The sequence below is a fragment of the Okeanomitos corallinicola TIOX110 genome (assembly GCF_038050375.1).
GTDB lineage: Bacteria > Cyanobacteriota > Cyanobacteriia > Cyanobacteriales > Nostocaceae > Okeanomitos > Okeanomitos corallinicola.
Genome location: NZ_CP150886.1, coordinates 3966569 through 3987842 on the forward strand (window position 1 = coordinate 3966569; position 21274 = coordinate 3987842).

Below are 21274 nucleotides of genomic sequence, written 5' to 3' on the forward strand. Positions count from 1 at the left end.
GATAACAGAATATTGTAATAACTTGGGATCTAAATACCTTTAAAACAAAGTATCACTATAGGATTTGACGGTAATTAAATATAGGTTCTGTTCTTTCAGAAGTTTCAATTTGATATTTTGGTTTAATTATCCGTGCTTCTAATCCAAAATCAAACAGTGAAGATAATTTTTTACCCTCAACTTTTTCCCAACCTACGGTATTTGTTAGAGTATCTAAACTCCACCAATGTTGATAATTAGTGTAAATAGATTTTAAATATGGTTGAAAATCAATTCCCATACATCAACGGGTAAAAAATAGCCACTATTCCCCATAATACTCGATAAAAACCGTTAGCGTGTCGTCTGATCGCTCACAGCAACTATGATAATATCAACACATAAATAAAACCTCCAAAACAAAATCCACCCACACATAAAAGTGCAAGTGGACTTGTTAATCATTTAAAATGGAGCTTATGGGAATTGAACCCATGTCCAAATTGGGTATTGACTCCCCGCTCGTTCACAGGTTTAGCCTTTCTAACCCTCAAGGCGGGAATCGTTCATTATCCCGAACGTAGGATGCTCTGATTTAATCTTAGTCAGCAAACCAACCAGAGAACGTTTACTGAAGCATCCGTTGGGGTTTGGTCTCTAGTCCTTAACGGAGTCAAACTGGAGACGCTCGGACCTATAAGAGGTTTTTAGGCAGCAACTAGTGCGTCCTTACGAGCAAAGCTTACGATATTGTTCGCATTTACTTTTTGTTTGAGCCTTTGATTTGCGAGAGGAGACTCACTCTCGACCTGAATCACAGAGCAGCTTTCGCCAACCTGTCGAAACCGTTAAAGCCCCATGAGGTTCTTTACACTTGTATTATAGTCCAAGATTATAAAAATGTGTTGATTGGAAGACAAAATTTTTTTATCCGTTGTCAGGGAACTGGGTCATCAACTCTATTTTCCCTCAATTACCCATTACCTAGGACAGTAATACTTTATATTTATTCCCATTTTTATGTATTTGGAAAGAATTACAAGATTGTAAGAACTTAATGAAGCTACTATTAATCTGTATATCTTTCAGTTGTCTAGTAATGGGTTTACCATATTTATGATGAAATTTTACCCCCAAAACACTCGCATCTACATAACTATTTTGATTATTTTCTGTTAATGCCAATATAATCATTTTTAGGGCTTGTTCTAAATCAGTTGCTGAACTAATTTCAGAGGATATCACTGAAGATTTTAAACCAGAATCAAAACCAGAATTAAATTTACTTACTTCCCATTTATTATCTGTTAGTTGAACTTGAAAATAATTACAAGACTGCAAAAACTTAACAAAGTTACCAGTAATTTTTAAACCTTTCATTTGCTCAGTAATTGATCTACCATATTTTTGCTTAAATTTACTGGCTAAAACACTAATATCAAAACTTTCATTGTTTGAAGTTTGTGATAACTCTATAAATATATTTTTAATTGCTTGTTCTAAATCTACTTGAGATTGAATATTAAATATAGGATGAGGTGTAGAGAAATCGTCTATAAATGATATATTTTGATTTGTATCTTGAATATTATTATTTTCAAAAATAGTTACATATAATTCTCCCACATCATCAACTTGATGAATCACAAAATCAGCAGGATAGTTAATGAATATATCTCTAGCTCTTTTACCAGGCAAATGTTTAGAGACAATGTGACTAATATTTAATTGATATTTATCTTTATATATCTGAGAAAGTTGAGATAGTTTAATCCAAAAACTTTTACTTAGCTTTTGCTCTTCTCTAATAATTGTTTTTAGTTGCAGAATAAATTGTTCAAGGGATGGTATCTCTGGTAATGGTTTAACATTATAAATAGTTGTTTCAGCGGTGGTATTATTGAAGATATTGATATTTTCTCCATGCTGACTAACTTGATAAACAATTAAACCATGTTGCTGTAAATTGTTGCACAAATTCGTCATTACTTTATCTGAAGAACAAACAAAAACCGCTTTAGCATGAGGATAAAGTTCATGAATTGATGCTCCAAAAGCGATCATTTTCCCATCTGCATTATCTCTACCTGCGGGTACATGAATTAAATCATAACCACGTTCATGTAATTCTACGTCTAATTTACCCCGATTACCCCAATTAGCAAAGGCAATTTTTACTTGAATAGGGAAATTGCAGACAGTAGCTAAAAATTTTTCTGTGTTTGTATTGATTTGCAAATTTTCAGCATCTAAAAGTAAAACAGCAATTCCCAAAGATAATACAGGAAGTGTTAAATCATTAGAAATAAAACCATTATTTGCATAGTTAACATTAGCTGGGTTTTGATTGCGAATTTCAGTAACTAATTCTGTTATATTTGGCAAATTTGCAGCTTCGTTCACCAGAATTGCTGTGAGAGATACCCGGACTTTTTTAATCAGTTCTTCCCAGTTTTGACTTGCACTAAGTAATTCAATGAACTTATTAATTAAAGCTAGTTGATTAGATTGATTTTCCCATTTAACCTTTCTGTACTTTTCCAGTAATAATTCCGGTTGTTGATGGTAAATAGTGACAATAGCTTGACAAAGTTGCACGGCTATTTTATTCAACAACTCAGAATCATGGATTGCCAGCGATCGCTCATTATTTGACATAAATTATACAGCAATTTTCAGCATATTAGTGGATAATATTGAAATTAGCCGCCAATATTTTAATTTATAACTAATTTATACCAATTTTTGGTGTTATATCTGAGAATATTTCCGTACTTGATATTCACTCACCGCTAACATTTGATATTCAAAACCCAGAGAGTTGTCAAATTCTTGGGAAACCGCATTTATTTTCTCTTCAGGTATAGCTTTCCACAGTTCCCGATTTTGCCAACGTACCACAATCAGCACTTCTGTAAAATCATCAGGATTAATCCAAACTTCCTTACCTAAAAATCCTGGATACTTAGATAACGCAGAACTCCAGATTTCCTCATCCTTTTGGATAAATGTTTCCCGTAGTTCTCCAGGAACTTTAAACTTCAACAACTCAATTACCATATTTTTTCACTCTCAATCTACAAAAACCACCACAGCATTGATGACAAAGTAAAAATCTGCACCTTTTGCAACCTTACTTAGAAAAAAGATACCATCATAGGAGTTCAGCATTGCTAAAAACCCACATAATGTTATGCTGACAATTATAAAATTGCCAAAATCAAGGAAACTAAATACAAGTAATAGTTGACACCAAGATTGATTTGGCCATGAATCCAGGAACAATGACGACAATAGCAGGTATCTACGAAGTTTGTATTGGCGTTCCAGAGCCGATTTCAGCAATTCAATATTGGCAACAGTTTGGTTATCGAATTGGGGAAGTCGGAGAATTATCAGCAGATACAGCGTATCAATTATATGCGGTCAACTCTCCCCTAAAAGCAGTTCGTCTTTATCACCAAGACGCAGATCATGGTTTAATCAGATTGATGACTTGGGAAGAACCCATAAATCAAGGTTTAGGCATTAGTTCCATGAAAGTGAAAGGAAATCGCTGGACTACAGCTTTAACTGATAACTTATTAGGAATTTTAAACCATGCAGACAACGCCAAAGCCATCGGTAAAACTATTAGATACAGTTACCCTTACTGGGAAGTAATTTATCAAAAAGATAGAAAAAGCCGTCCTTTCGTTGAACCAGCGGTGGGAGTGAGAGAAATGCTACTACTGCAACCCCTCAGTAGACAAGTATTATTTCAACGCTTTGGTTATGTCATGTCCCACTACGGGAAAATTAACCACGATGCAGCATTTAGTACCAGTCAGTTCACCCATTTAGGGTTAGTAGTCCAAGACGACAGCAAACAAACCCTGAAATTTTATGAAGATGTTTTAGGTTTATTGCGGACACGGGATGATGTAGAAACTAGCTATGAGTCTTCCTTAGCAGGAAGAGATTTATTTGATCTCCAACCAGGGGAAAAGTTTATAGTTACAGCTTTTGATGATCCTCGTTCTTCCCAGACTGATGCGATGGCCGCAAGGAGTGGTAGGCTTTATATAGTCAGGTTTCCAGAAAATATCCGTCTAGAATCTCATTACACATTAGCTCAACCAGGAAGTTTGGGAATGTCCCTTTACACTTACCAGGTGCAAGGAATAGAAGATTATTTTGATCGGGTACAATCTAGTCATGCTCAGAAATTTACTAACATCATGAGTAACGAATTTGGAGAAATGAGTTTTTCCTTTGTTGCACCAGATGGTTATTTCTGGACTTTGGTAGAAAAAAAATAGTTTAATTATTTATGAGGTTATATTATGGTAGCTCACATCCAAGAAGTTGATGCCCAACAATGGGTAAAAACCCGTTCCTCTTTAGATCCGAATGAATCTAATTTTTTAGTTTGGACAGGTAAAATTTATAGTTTTGTCCCTGGAGAAAAGCGGCAATTATTATTTAAAATAATGGGTATGAGCGTCAGTCGCTGTATTCCCACAGCAGAAGGACGTTGGGATTTTACTTCTAGGGAATTGACCTATTATTTAAACCCGGAAAATGATGAAATTGTGCGGAAATGGGAAAACCCTTGGACTGGGGAAACTGTACCTGTGATGCACGTTGCCAATAGTCCCGTACAAGGTAAATTTAAGGGTAAATTACCTGTCCAAGTAGAGGGAGAAAATACTTCTTTTGTCTTTGATTTATTTCCCTATTATCCGAATCCTTTAGCCGAAGATCCACAATTTGCCCCTTATTGTCCATCTCCAACTTATCAAGCTGCGGAATTATTTAAAATTACTGTCCCCAGTGCAGATTTACTCAATTCAGAACTTAATTCTGTCACAGAACTAAAATTATGTTGGGATAGAATTGGTCAATGGTTGCCGTGGATGAAAATGGGTGAACAACCAGGACAAATGATATATAGTGCTATTGGTAGTAAGGTGGGTGGTTTTACGGAATTACCCCCATTATTACAAGCGGAAATTAATAATCGAGTTCCTTTATATAAGCAAGCACCAAAAGCTTTTCTGGAAGGGGAAGATATGACTTCTTGGTTGTATTTTCAAAATAATTTTTCTGCTTATTTAGCTGGAGAAACTTTTCCTTTACCAGCAGCGGAAGAGGTTTGATTTTTTTACAGCACTTTCCGCTATTATGCAGATTTATGTGGAAAAAACTCTCCTGCCATAGCTGAAGCTTGCCAGGAGAGCATTAAATATCCCCAAGGATGGATACTCTTAACGACTTCCTAATGCGGTACAGCTAACTTTTCATCTCTCACCGTATCCTGAACATTATCTTCCACAATCTTACGAAATACATCCCCTTCAATGGTTTCCTGTTCTGTTAATAAATCAACTAAATTTTCCATCACAATGCGATTTTCTTGGAGAATTTCCTTACATTTGATGTAACAATTACCAACAATCTCCCTCACTTGAGCATCAATTTTAGCAGCGATTTCTTCCGAATATTCTGATTTTTGGCCCCAGTCACGCCCTAAAAATACTTCCGGACTTTGACTTTCTAAGGACAATGGACCTAAATCAGACATCCCAAATCGGGTTACCATTTGTCTGGCCATGTTTGTCACCTGTTGCAAGTCATTTCCTGCACCTGTGGTAACTTCTGGCTTCCCAAAGACTATTTCCTCGGCAGCACGACCGCCTAAAGCTGCCATAATCCTAGCTATAATCTGAGAACGGGAAATTAAACCTTGTTCTTCATTGGGTGTAAACCAAGTTAAACCTAATGCTTGTCCTCTGGGAATTAGAGTAACTTTTTGTACCGGATCATGGTCTTTAACTAAAGTACCAACTAAGGCGTGTCCCACTTCATGGTAAGCAATTAGGCGTTTATTTTTACTGTCTACCAAAGGTGTACCTTCCATCCCTGCAACTACTCTATCTACCGCATCATCAATTTCTAGGATAGTAATTGCTTCTTTACGTCTTCTAGCGGTGAGAATTGCCGCTTCATTTAAGAGGTTGGCTAAATCTGCACCGGTAAAACCTGGAGTTCTTCTGGCGATCGCATCTAAGGATACACTAGGATCTAATTTCTTATTCCGTGCGTGAACCTGTAATATCTCCAAACGTCCTTTTAAATCTGGCGCATCTACAATTACTTGTCTATCAAAACGACCAGGACGTAATAATGCAGAATCTAAAACATCAGGACGGTTGGTAGCAGCAATAATAATAATGCCTGTATTCCCTTCAAAACCATCCATTTCTGTTAATAGTTGGTTTAAGGTTTGCTCTCTTTCGTCATTACCTCCACCAATACCTACTCCCCTTTGTCTCCCCACGGCATCAATTTCATCAATAAAAATGATACAAGGGGCGTTATCTTTGGCTTTTTTAAACAAGTCACGGACACGGGAAGCACCCACACCCACAAACATCTCTACAAATTCTGAACCGGAAATACTAAAGAATGGTACACCAGCTTCTCCAGAAATAGCCTTTGCTAATAGGGTTTTACCAGTTCCAGGAGAACCAATTAACAGTACACCTTTAGGTATTTTTGCCCCTACTGCTGTAAATTTTTCTGGTTGTTTGAGGAAAGTGACAACTTCTTCTAATTCTTCCTTAGCTTCTTGAATTCCTGCCACATCATCAAATTTTACTCCGGTTTTTGCTTCCATCTGAAACCGAGCGCGAGATTTACCGAAGTTCATCGCTTGGTTAGAAGCATTAGCCGAACGACGCAACAATAATAGCATTAAGGCAACTAATGGTAATATCCATACTAGGTTTAGTAATATACCCATAGCTACTTTACTTTCAGCAGACGAAACCCGACCAAACTCTACATTTTTTTCTTTGAGTTTATTGATCAACTCAGCGTTTTGATCTAGCAGTCTGACTACTATCGGTTTTTCATCGGGTTTTTGATCTACTAAATAGACCTTGGCTATTTGTTCACCATCATCAATATCTACCTTTCTTACTTCTCCTTGCTCGGTTTTTTGGAGTAATTCCCCGTAGGACAAAGATTTAGTTTCTGCTTTCTGTGCTAAAACGGGACTACCTACCAAAATTCCTGGCAACATGATCATACTTGCTGCCAAAGCCCCAACCCAAGAAACTCGCTTTGTTGAATGCTGTTTTTTCAATGTCTTTTTAGCAACATTTGTCATAATATTTACCCTTTTAATTTTGGCATAAGTTGACTTTTGCTTTTATGCCTATTTTCTGGCGGAAATAGCAATAACTGGAAATTACAGTTTTCTTATCTAGTCTAGCTTCCTGTTATCAATAACATCACCTTTTTTCTTCCTAACTTTTGATCATAAATCTGCACAATAGCCAGCAGGTTGTTTGAAAACTTTTTCGTGTGGTATCCAATACCTGTATATCCCCCTAAATCCCCCTTTTTAAGCAGGGCTGTTCAGGGGGTTGGGGAGATCATCTATAATCCTGACTCTGAATACTTCTTAACTTCGCCGCATCCCGCATCCCATAATCAGCACGAGTGAAGCGATTCAATTGCATTTCAAAAAATTCTCTATTTGCCTGTAAATGCTTAGGGTTAGTATCATCTAAAGGATATAAAAGTGCAGTCCTTAAAGCTTGAATTACCGCAGAAGTCACATTATACATTGAACGTTGGAAAGTCACACCCAACTGAATCAAAATATCATCTTCACCCCGACAATGTTTTTTGTAATAATCAACAAGATATGGGGGAAGAAAATGTAACATATCCTGCATTAATAATGTGGGAGGAATACCAGCAGTTCCGACAGGGAAAACATCAGCGTAGAGAATACCATAATGAAAGTCTTTTTGATCATCTGGAACTTGTCCTGCTTGGGCATTATATGACTTTGTCCCTCTAAATGGTGCAGTCCGATAAAATACGGCTTCTACATAGGGTAAAGCTGCTTCATATAACCAAGTAAAACCTTTAGATTTGGGAATAATTTCATAGCATTTACCATCAACATAAAGATGATGATAAATAGGACGACCAGCAATAGCAAATATACCATTAACTAAGAAATCCATGGCATCAGGAACACCCTTAAAACCACCCTCATCATAAATATCCGACATTTCAAAAAATACTGGTGCCATTACTTCCCAGAAAAGTCCTAAATTAGAATAGTAAGACATCATCCGGCACTGTTCCAAAAACATCTCAGGAAACAGTTTATAAAGTCCAAGCATCAATGGGTTTTTCTGAAAATAAGCCTTAATTGCTTTATCCGCATTAGCCTTATATTCTTCTGAATCTAAATAGGCATCAAATTGATTAACTGGGGCGTACATTTGCCGATGCCATAACATTGCTTGCATACAGGCTTCGGCAAATTCCATGTTAATTCTGTCATGGAATAAATGATGAAAAATCTTGGGCATTTTGCGAGTTTCGCCTTTTTCCATAAATGCCAAAAGTTCAGGATGGGCAGTAGCTACACCGCGCCAAATTCTTAAATCTGCATCATCACCTGCATAGTGGTTATGTAAGTCTAAATATTCTTGAGGTAAGAAATATTTAAAAGCTGGCAGAGGATTTAAAAATACTCTTTCAGCAATGTAAAGTAAGTCCCGCCAGTAAAAATCCATCGGTACAGCATAGGCTTTATAAATACCGATAATTTGCATTAAATTTTCTGGGGTATCTGGCAACATTGAACCACCAGCTTCTAGACGATGAATTACATCGGCAAATTCGTGAGTTGATGGTGGTAATTTGGTGGTTGGTTTATCGGGAGTTTGTACCATTTTTATTTCCTATATTTATGAATTTATCACGCAGAGTCGTAGAGAGGTTTAAGAGGTTAATAAATCAGAGTGGGTACTAATTTAAAGTTCATGTTAATTTCTCCTGAAGTTAGGAAATAAATTAAGAACGAAGTTAAGAAAATTAGTTGCGGAGATTTATATATTTATATTTTTTATTCTTAAATCCGGCAACTCTCGTATTCTGAACTCATTCTTAAATTACTTCAATGCCACTTGGGAAATTACGGTTTTTTCAGGAGTAGGAATAGTAGCTACCATTGCGGTAGTTGTGGTTTCACTCCAGCGCACTAACCAAGTTGGTTGTATTCCTAAAAAGAGGATGAGAATAGCTAATACTAATGCCGGGATTTTTTCTGGCCAAATAACTCTGGGATAATAAGCTAAGTCGTTGTTGAGTTTACCGAAGCAGGTACGGTTGAGAAGAATGACGAAGTAAACAGCAGTTAAACCAGAAGATGCTACACAAAATAATGTGGGTAAAGGGAAACTGGAAAAACTGCCTTGAAAAACCATAAATTCAGCGATGAAACCGGTTAAACCGGGGATACCTGCGCTGGCCATACCACCAAGAACAAGTAAAGCACTGACAATAGGTAAACCACGAATAGGACTCATTAAACCGCTAAGTTTATCTAGTTCTCTTGTGCCAACTTTGGCTTCAATAATTCCCACTAAATGGAAGAGAATAGCGAGGATAATTCCGTGACTGAACATTTGTGCGACTGCACCAACTAAAGCTAAGTCGGTACTGGCTGCTGCTGCTAGTAAAATATAGCCCATGTGTCCGATAGAACTATAGGCTACCATACGCTTGATGTCTTTTTGATTAATTGCTATGACTGCCCCATAAATTGCACTCACAGCACCCCATATTGCTAATGTTGGGGCAATAACATTCCAAGCTTGGGGAAATAAACCAAATCCAAACCTCAATAGTCCATAAGTCCCCAATTTAGCTAAAACACCACCCAATAAAATAGCGATAGGTGCAGAAGCTTCAACATAAGCATCAGGTAGCCAGGTATGGAAAGGAATTAAAGGAATTTTGATGCCAAAACCTAATATTATTCCGATTAATAAAAGTAGCTGCATTCCCGCAGAGAGGTTTTGTGTATTGACCGCATCTAAGGCAAAACTATGAGAACCTCCTAACCAGACTATACCCAGAAATGTAGCTAGAATTAAAGCCCCAGAAACTGCCGTATAAATCAAAAATTTCATCCCGGCATAAGCTCTTTTTTCTCCTCCCCAAATGGAAATTAATAAATAGAAGGGGATTAATTCCAATTCATAAAATAGGAAGAAAAGCAGTAAATTTTCAGCTAAGAAAGCACCAGCTACACCACCACTTACTAATAAAATCATGGAGTAGAAAAGTTTAGGGCGTTCTGTATTTTGACTGCTGCTGTAAATTGCAATCCAAGTTAATAAGCTATTCAATACCAACATTAAAATTGATAGCCCATCAACTCCTAGTTGATAACTTAAACCCAATGTTTCATTCCAAGGTAAATTCTCTTGAAACTGCATCCCTGGTGTATTGATATCAAACTTGAGCAGAATAAAGATATTCCACAGCAAAACTATAAATGAGATTGTTAAAGAAACTAACCTAACTTTAGCCTTGGGAATAACTGTATCTGGTAAAAATCCAATAATTGCTGCGCCAATAATTGGCAACCAAATTAAAACACTCAACATAATAGGTAATAGGTAATAGGTGATTTGTGATTGGTAATAGATAATGATTTTACTGTCTATTACCGATTGTGAAATTGGGTTTAATAAAAAGCTGACCGATTACTAAAAAACTAAATCCATAAACCGGATACCCCAAAATGGCCATGTTACCCAAACGCCTAAAACACTAACTCCTAATAAAACAGTGAAGGCATAAAATTGGGTTTGTCCGCTGTTGCTGTATTTTAAACCTTCACCACCCAATAGGGAGAACAAACCAATAAAATTAACAATGCCATCAACTACAAATCTATCTACTATATCAGCTAGTTTTGAAAGTTGGGCAACACCAAAAATGATGGTAATTTTGTAAAGTTTAGGGGTGTAAAAGTCATAGGCAAGTAAGTTTTGTAAACCTTGCCAGGGTAAACGAATTGGTTTAGGAATGTTGCTTAAATAGATGACTGCACTCACACTACAGCCAAAAATACTTGACCAAATTAATAACAGTGCTACATCTTTATTTAATGTCATCCAATCAGGTAACAAAGATAAACTTTGTAATACTAAGGGTAGGTGTAAAACAAAGCCAAATAAAAACATCATTGGTAAAACCATTAACCAAAGACCTTCGGGGGATCTTTCACTCATTTGTTTAGGTTTGCCACCAAAAATTAAAGCAAATTCTCTGGTTAAACTAAAAGCTGTTAAAGCATTGACAGCAATGATAATTCCCAATAACCAAGGATGATTTCCCCATAAGCCATCAGCTAATTCCATTAATGCCCAAAAACTACCTAATGGGGGGAACCCAATTAAACCCAGTGTGCCGACAATAAATGCTAAACCGGACATGGGACGACGTGACCATAAACCACCAAGTTGGGTAACATCTTGGGTGATGCTATTTAAAATAATGCCCCCGGTACTCATAACTAAAAGTGCCGCAGATATGGCATGAGTGAGGACTAATAATAATGCTGCGTCGTTTTGCTGTGTGCCTACTGCTATAAATACTAATCCCATGTAAGCACTAACAGAGTAGGATAAACAGCGTTTGATGTCAATTTGGGCGATCGCAATTAATGAACCCCCAATGGCTGTAACCGCACCTATACCTACCATCGCTGAAGAAGCTACAGGAGATAAACTCAATACTGGTTGCAATTTAATCAATACCCACGCACCACTGGCAACCACCACTGAGTTCCGTAAAATGGTACTGGGAATAGGCCCTTCCATTGCTTCATCTAGCCACAAATGCAAGGGAAACTGGGCGCATTTACCCATCGGTCCGGCAATTAAAGCTAAACAAACTAAGGTAATTATGGTGGGATTTACTTTTGCCGTTTCAGCCCATATAGCTAAATCTTGATAGTCCCAAGTTCCAGCTAAAGTCCACAGTCCTAAAACCCCCATCAGCAAGAATAAGTCACCCACCCGTTTCGTTAAAAACGCATCTCGCGCACCAGTGACAACTAAGGGTTGACTAAACCACAAACCGACTAATAAGTAAGTACCTAAAGTGAGAACTTCTAGAATTACATAACTAAAAAACAAGTTATTACATAAAGCTAAAGCACACAAACCAGCTTCAAATAATCCTAGTAAAGAATAGAAGCGTCCCCAACCCCAGTCCCTTTCCATATAACCAACAGCATAGACTTGGGAGAGGAAATTTAACCCGGTAATAACTATTAAGGCCGCAACCGTAATGGCAGATATTTCTAAATTAATGGTCAGGTTTAAACCTGCGGTAGATAACCAAGGAATTAATACTTGTTGGGCAGGATGTCCCCAAATGGCAGAAAAGGCGATGACAGAGTGCAAAAAAGCCAAAAATGTCATAATTAAATTGACATATCCCGCTGGTCTTGGTCCGGTTCTACGGATAATTCCTGGAGACCATGGTAAGGCGAAAACACCACCTAACAAGGCATAGCAAGGAACTAACCAAACCGTCTCTAGCAAATACTGAGACATTTACTTACCTCTATAATTTTCATCCAAACTCAAAGAGATTACGTCTACTAGCGTTGATCCCTGTCAACCTAGCTCTGACATATACGAAAAATTAATTTTTGCTTAATATTACTAAATATAGATTACCTTTATATTTGCCAAAAGGGAATTACTGGCCTAGATAAATTCACGATATTTGCTCTAATTTATTCTTATATTTCGATGGATTGATTGATTTATTCAATTAAATCTATTGATTTATATCTATGAATGCAGTACGTATAAAATGTATAAGTTACAATTCATACTTACTGCATTCTTAAAATAGGGCAAAGCTAAAATATAAAACTTGTTATAGCTGGCCAAGATGAATTAACTAACTAAGCTGACTTTACCAGTGTCTAAATCATAATAACCACCGACTATTCTGAGCTTATTAGCCTTGATTAATTCAGATAAAACTGGTGAAGATTTCAAGTTGTCAATTTGCACCAAAATGTTAGATTTACAGGCATTTTCTAATTTGTCTCCTGGTTGTCCTTGAGATTTTTCCAAACCTGGTTGAATTGCCTCTAATAAGCTACCAATTTGTCCTGGGACTGGATCACCTTTCAGTGTGGCAGTGACAGCACCACATCTTTCATGACCTAGTACCATAATCACTTTTGCACCTAATACTAAGCTGCCATATTCTAAACTGCCAATTTCTTCAGGTGTAGCAACATTACCAGCAACTCGACAAACAAATAAATCTCCTAAACCTTGATCAAAAACTATTTCAGCAGGCACTCTGGAATCAGCACAACCAAGGATAGAAGCAAAGGGTTCTTGACCTTTGGCAACTTCCTGTAAGCGCGAATAAATTTCGTTTCTAGAACGACGTTTTTTGTCAACAAATCTCTTATTACCATCTAATAATGCTTGTAGTGCTTCTGCTGGATTAGTAATATTAGCTTTTCGGGTTGCTTCGGCTTTAACTAACTTTGTAGTTATGCTTGCAGCAAATCCACCACCAATTACTCCCGTACCTAATACCAGTAAGTTTCTTCGTGAAAGACTTTTTACTTTATCTATGATCACCATATTAATGCCTTAATCTTCTTAAAACGCTAATTTTTATTTTAAATGGAAATCATACGAACTGACAAGTCCGTTAGAATATCAATTTAAACTTATGATAAAATTTAGATATCCAAAGCTTCTAGCACTATCATCTGTCCCCTGCCATAACAATCGCAATTATAGATATTTAAAAACATAAATCCATAAATATAGATACGCTCAAATGGCTATGTTAGCCAAGCAACTAAAAAACTAACTCCTACGGTTACTCTTTAACTCGTTTGTTTTTATTTAGGGCTGGCTGTCCGCGTAGCGTGCCGTCAGGCATATAAATATGAAAGCATTACAGATAAAGCATTTGAGCTTATTTGAAGTTGGAAAAGTGCAAGCTTTGATGAGGTGAGAACTGAAAAACCTGGCATTTAATTCCTGCTGAAAGGAAAAATCTTTCCCATCCAACTCTTGAAACTGTCACCGTGGCGTAACGTCTCCACGACAAGACTTTTATGGCTACGCCACGCTCCGCGAACAGCAAACCCTATTTAGGTTTACCACCAAAGATTAAATGAAATCCATAGATTTTAGTCTATGAATATTCAGAAATCAGTCTTCAACAAAGTTTCAGGAAACTAAGCCAGATGCTGAATTCTGAATGTATTACCGTTAAATATCTAAGCTGTTTAAATCTATACTGTAGAGATTTTGTCAACCCGTAAATTGTGTAAATTACCTGGGAAAATCATGACAAGTGATGAGTTGATATAACTAATAGGGGCTGGCTTCATATCTCGGTAATCCAAGATTTGCACAACAATTAGATAAGCTATAGCCAAGAGGATAGAAATTACACCTGTGATAATTGCCACAATTTTTGAACGATTCATGTATTTTTCCTGCAATTTCAAATCTGTATTCAGTTTAATTATGATTGAATTTAGTTGAGGTTTCTCAAATTCTATAAATCCTGACTGTTCGATTTCTTGATTCTTTCTCTAATTATTTCTGTAGCTTGTTGACTAGAAAGAGGTTTATAGAATAGATATCCTTGGACATCATCACATTGAATCAATTTCAAGAAATCTAACTCTTCCGATTTTTCCACTCCTTCGGCAATTAGTCTTAAACCTAAACTGCGTCCTAAGTTAACTATAGCTGTAATAATATGAGCTACTTTGTCATCTGCTGTTAATTCTTTGATAAAAGACCGATCAATTTTCAAATTATGAAATGGTAGAGTTTGCAGACGAGATAAGGAAGAATAACCAGTACCAAAGTCATCAATTGCTAAGGGCAAACCCATTTGCTCAAATTGTTTCAAGATGTTTGTAGTAAAGTCGAGATTTTCAATAGCTGTTGTTTCTGTAATTTCTATTTCTAAATATTCTGGTGCTAGTCCTGTTGTTTTTAAAATTTCTGCTACTGTTTCCACTAACTGAGGTTGGTGGAATTGTTTAGGGGAAAGATTGACAGCAACTGTCATGAGTGAAAAACCAGCATCTTGCCAAGTTTTATTTTGCTTACAAGCTTCCCTTAATACCCATTCACCGATAGGTACAATTAACCCACTAGCTTCAGCTAAGGGAATAAATATATTGGGGGCAACTATTCCCATTTCTGGATGATGCCAACGCAACAGTGCTTCCATCCCTGTAATTTCACCTGTGAGGATATTAACTTTTGGCTGGTAATAAAGCAGAAATTCTTTTCTATCCAAAGCATGACGAAGACTTTTCTCTAAACTCAAGAGTTCAGGGGTTCTGGTACTCAGAGAAGTTTGATAAAATTGGTAATTATTTCTGCCCTTATCTTTGGCATAGTACAGAGCGATATCCGAGTGTTGAATTAATTTTTCTGGGTTAGGACTATGTTGATCTAACATGGCAATACCAATACTGGCATTGACATATAGCTCATGACCATACAAGAAAAATGATTCTTCTAAGGTTGATAAAATTCTGGCAGCTATTTGGCCTACTTCTTCCCCATTTGTTGCACTGGGCAGCAAAATAGTAAATTCATCACCTCCCCAGCGGGCAATTATATCTCCTGTTCTCAAAGATTGTCTGAGTCTTTGGGAAACACTTTGTAATAATTCGTCCCCCAGTGTATGTCCTAAAGTGTCATTGATAATCTTAAACCGATCTAAGTCTAGAAACATCACAGCTAAAGTTGCTTGTTCCTCTGTTGCTTTTTCTATGGCTTGATCTAATAAATCATTAAAATACAAGCGATTTGGTAGACCTGTAAGCAAGTCATGGAGAGCTTGATAACGAATTTTTTCTTCTACCTGCTGACGCTGACGAGAGCCAGTGATAATGGCAGCCATGGTAACAAGGCTAGATTTTTCATGGGTTGACCATGTTCGCTCTAAGCTACAGTCAACTAACCCTAAGTATCCCCAAAAACCAGAGTCTAAACGCAAGGGTACAAAGAGCAAGGATTTTATTTGATCTCTTTCTAGGAACTCTCTTTCTGTAACTGGAAACTCTTGGGTGATCCCAGAGATGGTTGAGCCTTGAGATAACATTGTATACCAACGTTCTAGTCCACAAATTCTATAGGTCTGATTTTGCCAATAGTGTTGACATGAGTTGATCCCTGTTTTTGTCCATTCAAACTTGAGACTCATTGCCATTTCCCCGGAGATTTCATGGGGATGATTTTGGAATAAATAAATGCGATCGCCATTAGCAGCAGATCCGAAGGTAGCTAGTGCTTTTTCAATGGCTATGTCATAGTCCATTTCTGACAATAAATAATTGGCAGCCTCTGCTACTGCTTGGAGTAGGCGATCGCGTTGTTTTAATTCTGCTTCGGCCTGCTTCTGCTCAGTAATTTCTCTAACAATAAAAGTTCTAATTAAATCGCTTTCGGCTAAATAATGAACGGATTGTTCAAAAATTTCCCCATTTACTTCAACTTCCCTCACAAAAGAATTACCTTGATTATTTTCAATTGCATCGAGTAAATTTGCCAAAATAGGATGTTTATTACCAATTTCTCTTAATCTGGAAAATTTATTTGCTGCTGCTGGATTAAAGTAGGTAATATTTCCCTCTAAATCCATTTCAATAATAGGATTAGGAATCAATTCTGGAAAAGACGCTAAACGGGTTAAATGAGTATCACCTGCTACTTCAATATTTGTGTCAGCAACAATAAAAGTCTCAAAAGGATTCGCTGCTCCTTCTTGTTGAGAGATCAGATTAGATAAATCTGATGCTGTAAAAGATTCTCCTAATACTTCTGCTGATAGATTGGATATCGCATAATATTTTGCTTGAGCATGGGGATTACCAAAAGCAATTACATCTCCATGCTGAACGTTATGGGAAAAACATTTATTACCATTAACAAACAAGCCGTTGGTACTTCTTTTGCCCTGAAAGTTACCATCAATAATCCGAAACCCATAATTTTCTGTTCCAGGAATAGTCACACGGAGTAAAATAGCGTGCTGTCTTGATACAGACTTAGAACGTAACACAATTGCATTTCTAGTATCTCTTCCCAAAGAGTATGTAGCCTCTAACAGGGGAATAGTTCTTTCTCCTTCGGGATCTTGGACAACCAAGAGGTGGCGTATTTTGTCGCGTTCATTATCTAGCATCGGTTTTCCTGAAATATTCATATTTTTTAATTAATCTATGTTTCCTGTAATTATCTTGCTCCCATAAGTCCTTCCATGAGTTCTGATCATCAGAATTCTGCGCTATCTAAATTAACATTCATAAATTTTTCCGAATCCCTAATATTAGAGTGAAAATAAAAACTAGTCTAAAGTTTCAATATCTAACTAAATTTTTGTAAAGAAAGTAAGTTTATTATACAGGCAAACATTCAATCTACCCTGTAGATTATACATATTTTATACTTGAAGATTCTAGCACTCATGTAAAAATATTATTTCCGCATTATCTCTGTTAGTGAGCATATATTTAGTATAAATTTGTATAGTAATTATCAACTATTCATCTCTTTATAAATTTAGTAATATTGATATTTGTTCGTATTTATACGAAGTTAGACTTGTTTATGAGAGTATATTTTAGTGTATATCTATGTATGCTCGTTAATTCAAGTCCTTAAACCTGAAGTCAATATTTAAGTATTAATACTTTCTGCACAAAATATGCTGTGCATAATAGATATTTTTTATCCACAAAATCAAAATTTCCTCACCTTGATGGAGTATGTACTTGCTTCGGTTGACAGATTTAGATGACAGATTCGACATACTTCTTAATAAACTAGCAGCGTAACCGCAAAACGTTCTAATCTAAAAATTGACTGGGTTAATTTACTGGGTTTTACAAGCGTAACATTCATAAATACGCAAATATGTCAAGCATTAGAATAACCCAGGCTTAACACATAAACTTTTTTATAGGAGATTTAGAAATCTAATGAGTGTTAAGGCAAGTGGTGGAAGCTCAGTTGCGCGTCCGCAACTATATCAAACTTTACCTGTAGCAACCATTTCCCAAGCGGAACAACAAGACCGCTTTTTAGGAAAAGGTGAACTAAATGAACTGGGAAGCTATTTTGCATCTGGTGCAAAACGCCTAGAAATCGCCCAGACCCTCACAGAAAATTCTGAAATCATTGTTTCTCGTGCGGCTAACCGGATTTTCGTTGGTGGTTCACCAATGTCTTTCTTAGAAAAGCCCCAAGAACGGGAAATGGCCATGGTTGGAGCAGGTGGTGTTAGTGTCCAAGAAGGTATGGCACTAGGAACAGTCACCTACGTTGAAAGTCGTGGTGGCTTCTTTGAAAATCTCCGTTCCATCTTCAATACCTCTGCTGGTGGTCCCACACCTCCTGGTTTTCGTCCCATTAACGTAGCTCGTTATGGCCCAAGCAACATGGCCAAGAGCTTACGAGATTTATCCTGGTTCTTGCGCTATGCCACCTATGCCATTGTCGCAGGTGATCCTAATATCATTTCTGTAAATACCAGAGGTTTACGAGAAATTATTGAAAATGCTTGTTCTGGTGAAGCTACCATAGTCGCTTTACAAGAAATCAAAGCTGCTTCTTTGTCATATTTCCGTAAAGACCCAGTAGCCACAGAAATTGTCACCCAGTACATGGATGTGTTGCTCACAGAATTCCAAGCACCCACACCATCTACAAAAGTTCGTCAACGTCCATCCGGCGATCAACAAGGGTTACAACTGCCGCAAATTTACTTCAACGCAGCAGAACGCCGTCCTAAATTCGTAATGAAAACAGGCTTATCTGCTTCTGAAAAAACTGAAGTAATCAAAGCAGCTTACCGCCAAGTATTTGAGCGCGATATTACCCGTGCTTACAGCTTGTCCATCTCTGATTTAGAATCTAAAGTCAAAAACGGTTCAATCTCCATGAAGGAGTTTATCCGTCGTTTAGCTAAATCTCCCCTTTACCAAAAACAGTTTTACCAACCTTTTATTAACAGCCGGGTAGTTGAACTAGCATTCCGTCACATTTTAGGACGGGGCCCAAGTAGCAGAGAAGAAGTCCAAAAATACTTCTCAATTATTTCCAATGGTGGTCTACCTGCATTAGTTGATGCTTTAGTAGATTCCAACGAATACAGCGATTATTTTGGCGAAGAAACAGTTCCCTACATTCGGGGTCTGGGTCAAGAAGCTCAAGAATGTCGCAACTGGGGACAACAACAAGACCTGTTTAGATACAGTGCGCCTTTCCGGAAAGTTCCTCAATTTATTACCACTTTCTCTGCTTACGAACAGCCATTACCTGATCAACATCCCTACGGTTCTGGTAATGACCCCTTAGAAATTCAATTTGGGGCGATTTTCCCGAAAGAAACCCGCAACCCCAGCAGCAGTCCTGCACCTTTTGGTAAGGATACTCGCCGGATCTTAATTCACCAAGGCCCTGGTATTAATAACCAACTCAGCAACCCTAAAGCACGTAGTGTTGCTCCTGGTTCTTTGGGTGCTAAGGTGTTTAAATTAGACCAGTTACCCGGTACTATGAGCAGAAATGCTGGTAAGGGTACAAGTGTTAAGTTCTCCGAAAGCTCTACCCAAGCGGTAATTAAGGCTTGTTACCTACAAGTATTTGGTCGTGATGTTTACGAAGGTCAACGCTTAAAAGTTGCAGAAATCAAGCTGGAAAACGGCGATATCACCGTCCGCGAATTTGTGCGGATGTTGGCGAAGTCCGATTTATTCCGCAAGATGTACTGGACTTCTCTGTATGTCTGTAAAGCGATTGAATATATTCACCGTCGCTTGTTAGGTCGTCCTACCTATGGTCGTCAGGAAAACAACAAGTATTTTGACCTTGCTGCCAAAAAAGGTTTTTATGCGATCGTTGATGCCATCATTGATAGTGAAGAGTACAATCAAGCCTTCAATGAAGATACTGTTCCTTACGAACGTTATCTAACTCCTGCTGGTGTGTCCTTACGTCAACTGCGTGTTGGTAGTATCCGCGATGATATCAACAAGGTTGAGAAGGAAGTAACCCCCCGCTTTGTGGAGTTGGGTGAAGTTACAGAAATGCGGACAGAAACAGACATTGAGTTCCGCGTTAGCCAAGGTGTTACTAAGCAGCGTGAGCAAACTAAAGTCTTTAAACTGATCGCTGGTAAGGCAGATAAGGTAGCGGTTAAAACTTTGATTGGTGGCGCTTACCGTCAAATCTTCGAGCGTGATATTCCTCCTTACATTGTTAAGAATCAGTTTTCTGAGTTAGAAAGCAAGCTAGGTAACGGCGAAATTTCTGTGAAGGAATTTATTGAAGGTTTGGGTTGTTCTAAACTATACCTGAAGGAATTCTATACACCTTATCCCAACACTAAGGTAATTGAGTTGGGTACTAAGCATTTCTTGGGACGTGCGCCTATGAATCAGGCAGAAATCCGCAAGTATAACCAAATCTTGGCTACTCAAGGGATTAAGGCGTTTATTGGCGCAATGGTTAATAGCTCTGAGTATATTCAAGCTTTTGGTGAGGATACTGTTCCTTATCGTCGTTTCCCAACTTTACCTGCGGCTAACTTCCCCAACACTGAGAAGCTTTACAACCAGCTAACTAAGCAAAATGATGACGTGGTTGTACCTAGTTTTGAAACTGTTAAGCCCCGGATTAAGACTGAAAATACACCAATGTTAGCGAATGCGATCGCAGATTTAGCGACTGAAGCTAAACAAATGGACAAGTCTAAACCCTTGTTTATTGAGTTGGGTCGTTCCTTCAATGACGGTCGTGGTCAGTCTGTAGAAGTTGGTGTGGGTACAAGTCGCCGCAAACCAGTCCGTATTTACCGCGCTACCAGTGGGACAAATTCCCCAGAAACCAATCAGGTAATTAATGCTATCTATGTTCAAGTCATGGACGTATTTAGTGGACAAGTTCCTGGATATTTCCGCCGCAGTGATCTAGAAAGCAAACTGCGTAATGGTGAAATCACTGTGCGTGAGTTTGTCTTAGAACTGGCTAGTTCAGAAATTTACCGCAAACGGTTCTACACTCCTTATCCCAATACCAAAGTGATTGAGTTCTTATTCCGTCACTTATTGGGACGCGCACCAGCAACCCAAGGTGAAATCCGTCAATATAACAAAATATTGGCTGATAGCGGTTTAAGGGCTGCTGTAGAAGCGATGGTAAATAGCCCAGAATACGCTCGTTACTTCGGTGAAGATGTTGTACCTTACAACCGCTTCCCATCTTTACCAGCGGGTAATTACTTGGGTAGTATTAAGGCTGAAGCTGACCTAGTAAAACAATCTTGGTCTAGTTTGTCTCCTGCTGTTCTCACTGGTCGCGGTGCGAATAAATAGGAATGGGTAATGGGTAATGGG

At 37.7% G+C, this 21274-nt stretch carries 13 protein-coding genes and 1 other RNA gene; 3 read left to right on the forward strand and 11 right to left on the reverse strand.

The features are described from left to right. Positions 1-55: 55 nt before the first annotated feature. The 4 genes from WJM97_RS17350 to WJM97_RS17365 form a co-directional block, all read right to left on the reverse strand. Positions 56-280: a hypothetical protein gene (locus WJM97_RS17350; protein ID WP_353930033.1), complete on the reverse strand. Its 225-nt coding sequence runs from the start codon at positions 278-280 to the stop codon at positions 56-58. Positions 281-447: 167 nt separating this feature from the next. After that, positions 448-837, reverse strand: a transfer-messenger RNA (tmRNA) gene (gene ssrA, locus WJM97_RS17355). 126 nt (positions 838-963) lie between these two features. Next, positions 964-2637, reverse strand: a complete 1674-nt coding sequence (locus WJM97_RS17360) for an NYN domain-containing protein (protein ID WP_353930034.1) — start codon at positions 2635-2637, stop codon at positions 964-966. A gap of 93 nt (positions 2638-2730) precedes the next feature. Further along, positions 2731-3039: a TIGR03792 family protein gene (locus tag WJM97_RS17365; RefSeq protein WP_353930035.1), complete on the reverse strand. Its 309-nt coding sequence runs from the start codon at positions 3037-3039 to the stop codon at positions 2731-2733. Between the two features lie 209 nt (positions 3040-3248). Here WJM97_RS17365 and WJM97_RS17370 point away from each other — a divergent pair, with 209 nt between their 5' ends. Next, positions 3249-4280: a VOC family protein gene (locus WJM97_RS17370; RefSeq protein ID WP_353930036.1), complete on the forward strand. Its 1032-nt coding sequence runs from the start codon at positions 3249-3251 to the stop codon at positions 4278-4280. Positions 4281-4304: 24 nt separating this feature from the next. Continuing rightward, complete coding sequence (locus WJM97_RS17375; protein ID WP_353930037.1) at positions 4305-5120, forward strand: DUF1838 domain-containing protein; 816 nt, start codon at positions 4305-4307, stop codon at positions 5118-5120. Between the two features lie 119 nt (positions 5121-5239). Here WJM97_RS17375 and ftsH read toward each other — a convergent pair whose 3' ends face one another. From ftsH to WJM97_RS17410, 7 genes are all read right to left on the reverse strand, one after another. Further along, positions 5240-7135, reverse strand: coding sequence for an ATP-dependent zinc metalloprotease FtsH (ftsH, locus tag WJM97_RS17380; protein ID WP_353930038.1), 1896 nt, complete (start codon positions 7133-7135; stop codon positions 5240-5242). Between the two features lie 268 nt (positions 7136-7403). Next, the gene (locus tag WJM97_RS17385; RefSeq protein WP_353930039.1) at positions 7404-8726 is read right to left on the reverse strand and encodes a CO2 hydration protein; all 1323 of its coding nucleotides are present in this window, start codon (positions 8724-8726) and stop codon (positions 7404-7406) included. Positions 8727-8945: 219 nt separating this feature from the next. After that, a complete protein-coding gene (locus WJM97_RS17390) occupies positions 8946-10448 on the reverse strand; it encodes an NADH-quinone oxidoreductase subunit M (protein ID WP_353930040.1) in 1503 nt (500 codons plus the stop codon). A gap of 102 nt (positions 10449-10550) precedes the next feature. Further along, positions 10551-12410, reverse strand: coding sequence for an NAD(P)H-quinone oxidoreductase subunit F (locus WJM97_RS17395; RefSeq protein ID WP_353930041.1), 1860 nt, complete (start codon positions 12408-12410; stop codon positions 10551-10553). A 351-nt stretch (positions 12411-12761) separates the two neighbouring features. Further along, a complete protein-coding gene (locus tag WJM97_RS17400; RefSeq protein ID WP_353930042.1) occupies positions 12762-13472 on the reverse strand; it encodes a carbonic anhydrase in 711 nt (236 codons plus the stop codon). A gap of 665 nt (positions 13473-14137) precedes the next feature. Continuing rightward, positions 14138-14335 carry a hypothetical protein gene (locus WJM97_RS17405; RefSeq protein ID WP_353930043.1) on the reverse strand — a complete coding sequence of 66 codons (198 nt, stop codon included), beginning with the start codon at positions 14333-14335 and terminating at the stop codon, positions 14138-14140. 71 nt (positions 14336-14406) lie between these two features. Then, positions 14407-17061: an EAL domain-containing protein gene (locus tag WJM97_RS17410; RefSeq protein WP_353933201.1), complete on the reverse strand. Its 2655-nt coding sequence runs from the start codon at positions 17059-17061 to the stop codon at positions 14407-14409. Between the two features lie 796 nt (positions 17062-17857). Between WJM97_RS17410 and WJM97_RS17415 the strand changes: the two genes are divergently transcribed. Further along, on the forward strand, positions 17858-21253 hold the full coding sequence (locus WJM97_RS17415) for a phycobilisome rod-core linker polypeptide (protein WP_353930044.1): 3396 nt from the start codon (positions 17858-17860) through the stop codon (positions 21251-21253). Positions 21254-21274 lie beyond the last annotated feature (21 nt).

What these genes read in the sequence shown, in the direction of transcription:
- WJM97_RS17350 (WP_353930033.1), bottom strand. Translation starts at nt 280, where the DNA reads ATGGGAATTGATTTTCAACCATATTTAAAATCTATTTACACTAATTAT.
- WJM97_RS17360 (WP_353930034.1), bottom strand. Translation starts at nt 2,637, where the DNA reads ATGTCAAATAATGAGCGATCGCTGGCAATCCATGATTCTGAGTTGTTG.
- WJM97_RS17365 (WP_353930035.1), bottom strand. Translation starts at nt 3,039, where the DNA reads ATGGTAATTGAGTTGTTGAAGTTTAAAGTTCCTGGAGAACTACGGGAA.
- WJM97_RS17370 (WP_353930036.1), top strand. Translation starts at nt 3,249, where the DNA reads ATGAATCCAGGAACAATGACGACAATAGCAGGTATCTACGAAGTTTGT.
- WJM97_RS17375 (WP_353930037.1), top strand. Translation starts at nt 4,305, where the DNA reads ATGGTAGCTCACATCCAAGAAGTTGATGCCCAACAATGGGTAAAAACC.
- ftsH (WP_353930038.1), bottom strand. Translation starts at nt 7,135, where the DNA reads ATGACAAATGTTGCTAAAAAGACATTGAAAAAACAGCATTCAACAAAG.
- WJM97_RS17385 (WP_353930039.1), bottom strand. Translation starts at nt 8,726, where the DNA reads ATGGTACAAACTCCCGATAAACCAACCACCAAATTACCACCATCAACT.
- WJM97_RS17390 (WP_353930040.1), bottom strand. Translation starts at nt 10,448, where the DNA reads ATGTTGAGTGTTTTAATTTGGTTGCCAATTATTGGCGCAGCAATTATT.
- WJM97_RS17395 (WP_353930041.1), bottom strand. Translation starts at nt 12,410, where the DNA reads ATGTCTCAGTATTTGCTAGAGACGGTTTGGTTAGTTCCTTGCTATGCC.
- WJM97_RS17400 (WP_353930042.1), bottom strand. Translation starts at nt 13,472, where the DNA reads ATGGTGATCATAGATAAAGTAAAAAGTCTTTCACGAAGAAACTTACTG.
- WJM97_RS17405 (WP_353930043.1), bottom strand. Translation starts at nt 14,335, where the DNA reads ATGAATCGTTCAAAAATTGTGGCAATTATCACAGGTGTAATTTCTATC.
- WJM97_RS17410 (WP_353933201.1), bottom strand. Translation starts at nt 17,061, where the DNA reads ATGCTAGATAATGAACGCGACAAAATACGCCACCTCTTGGTTGTCCAA.
- WJM97_RS17415 (WP_353930044.1), top strand. Translation starts at nt 17,858, where the DNA reads ATGAGTGTTAAGGCAAGTGGTGGAAGCTCAGTTGCGCGTCCGCAACTA.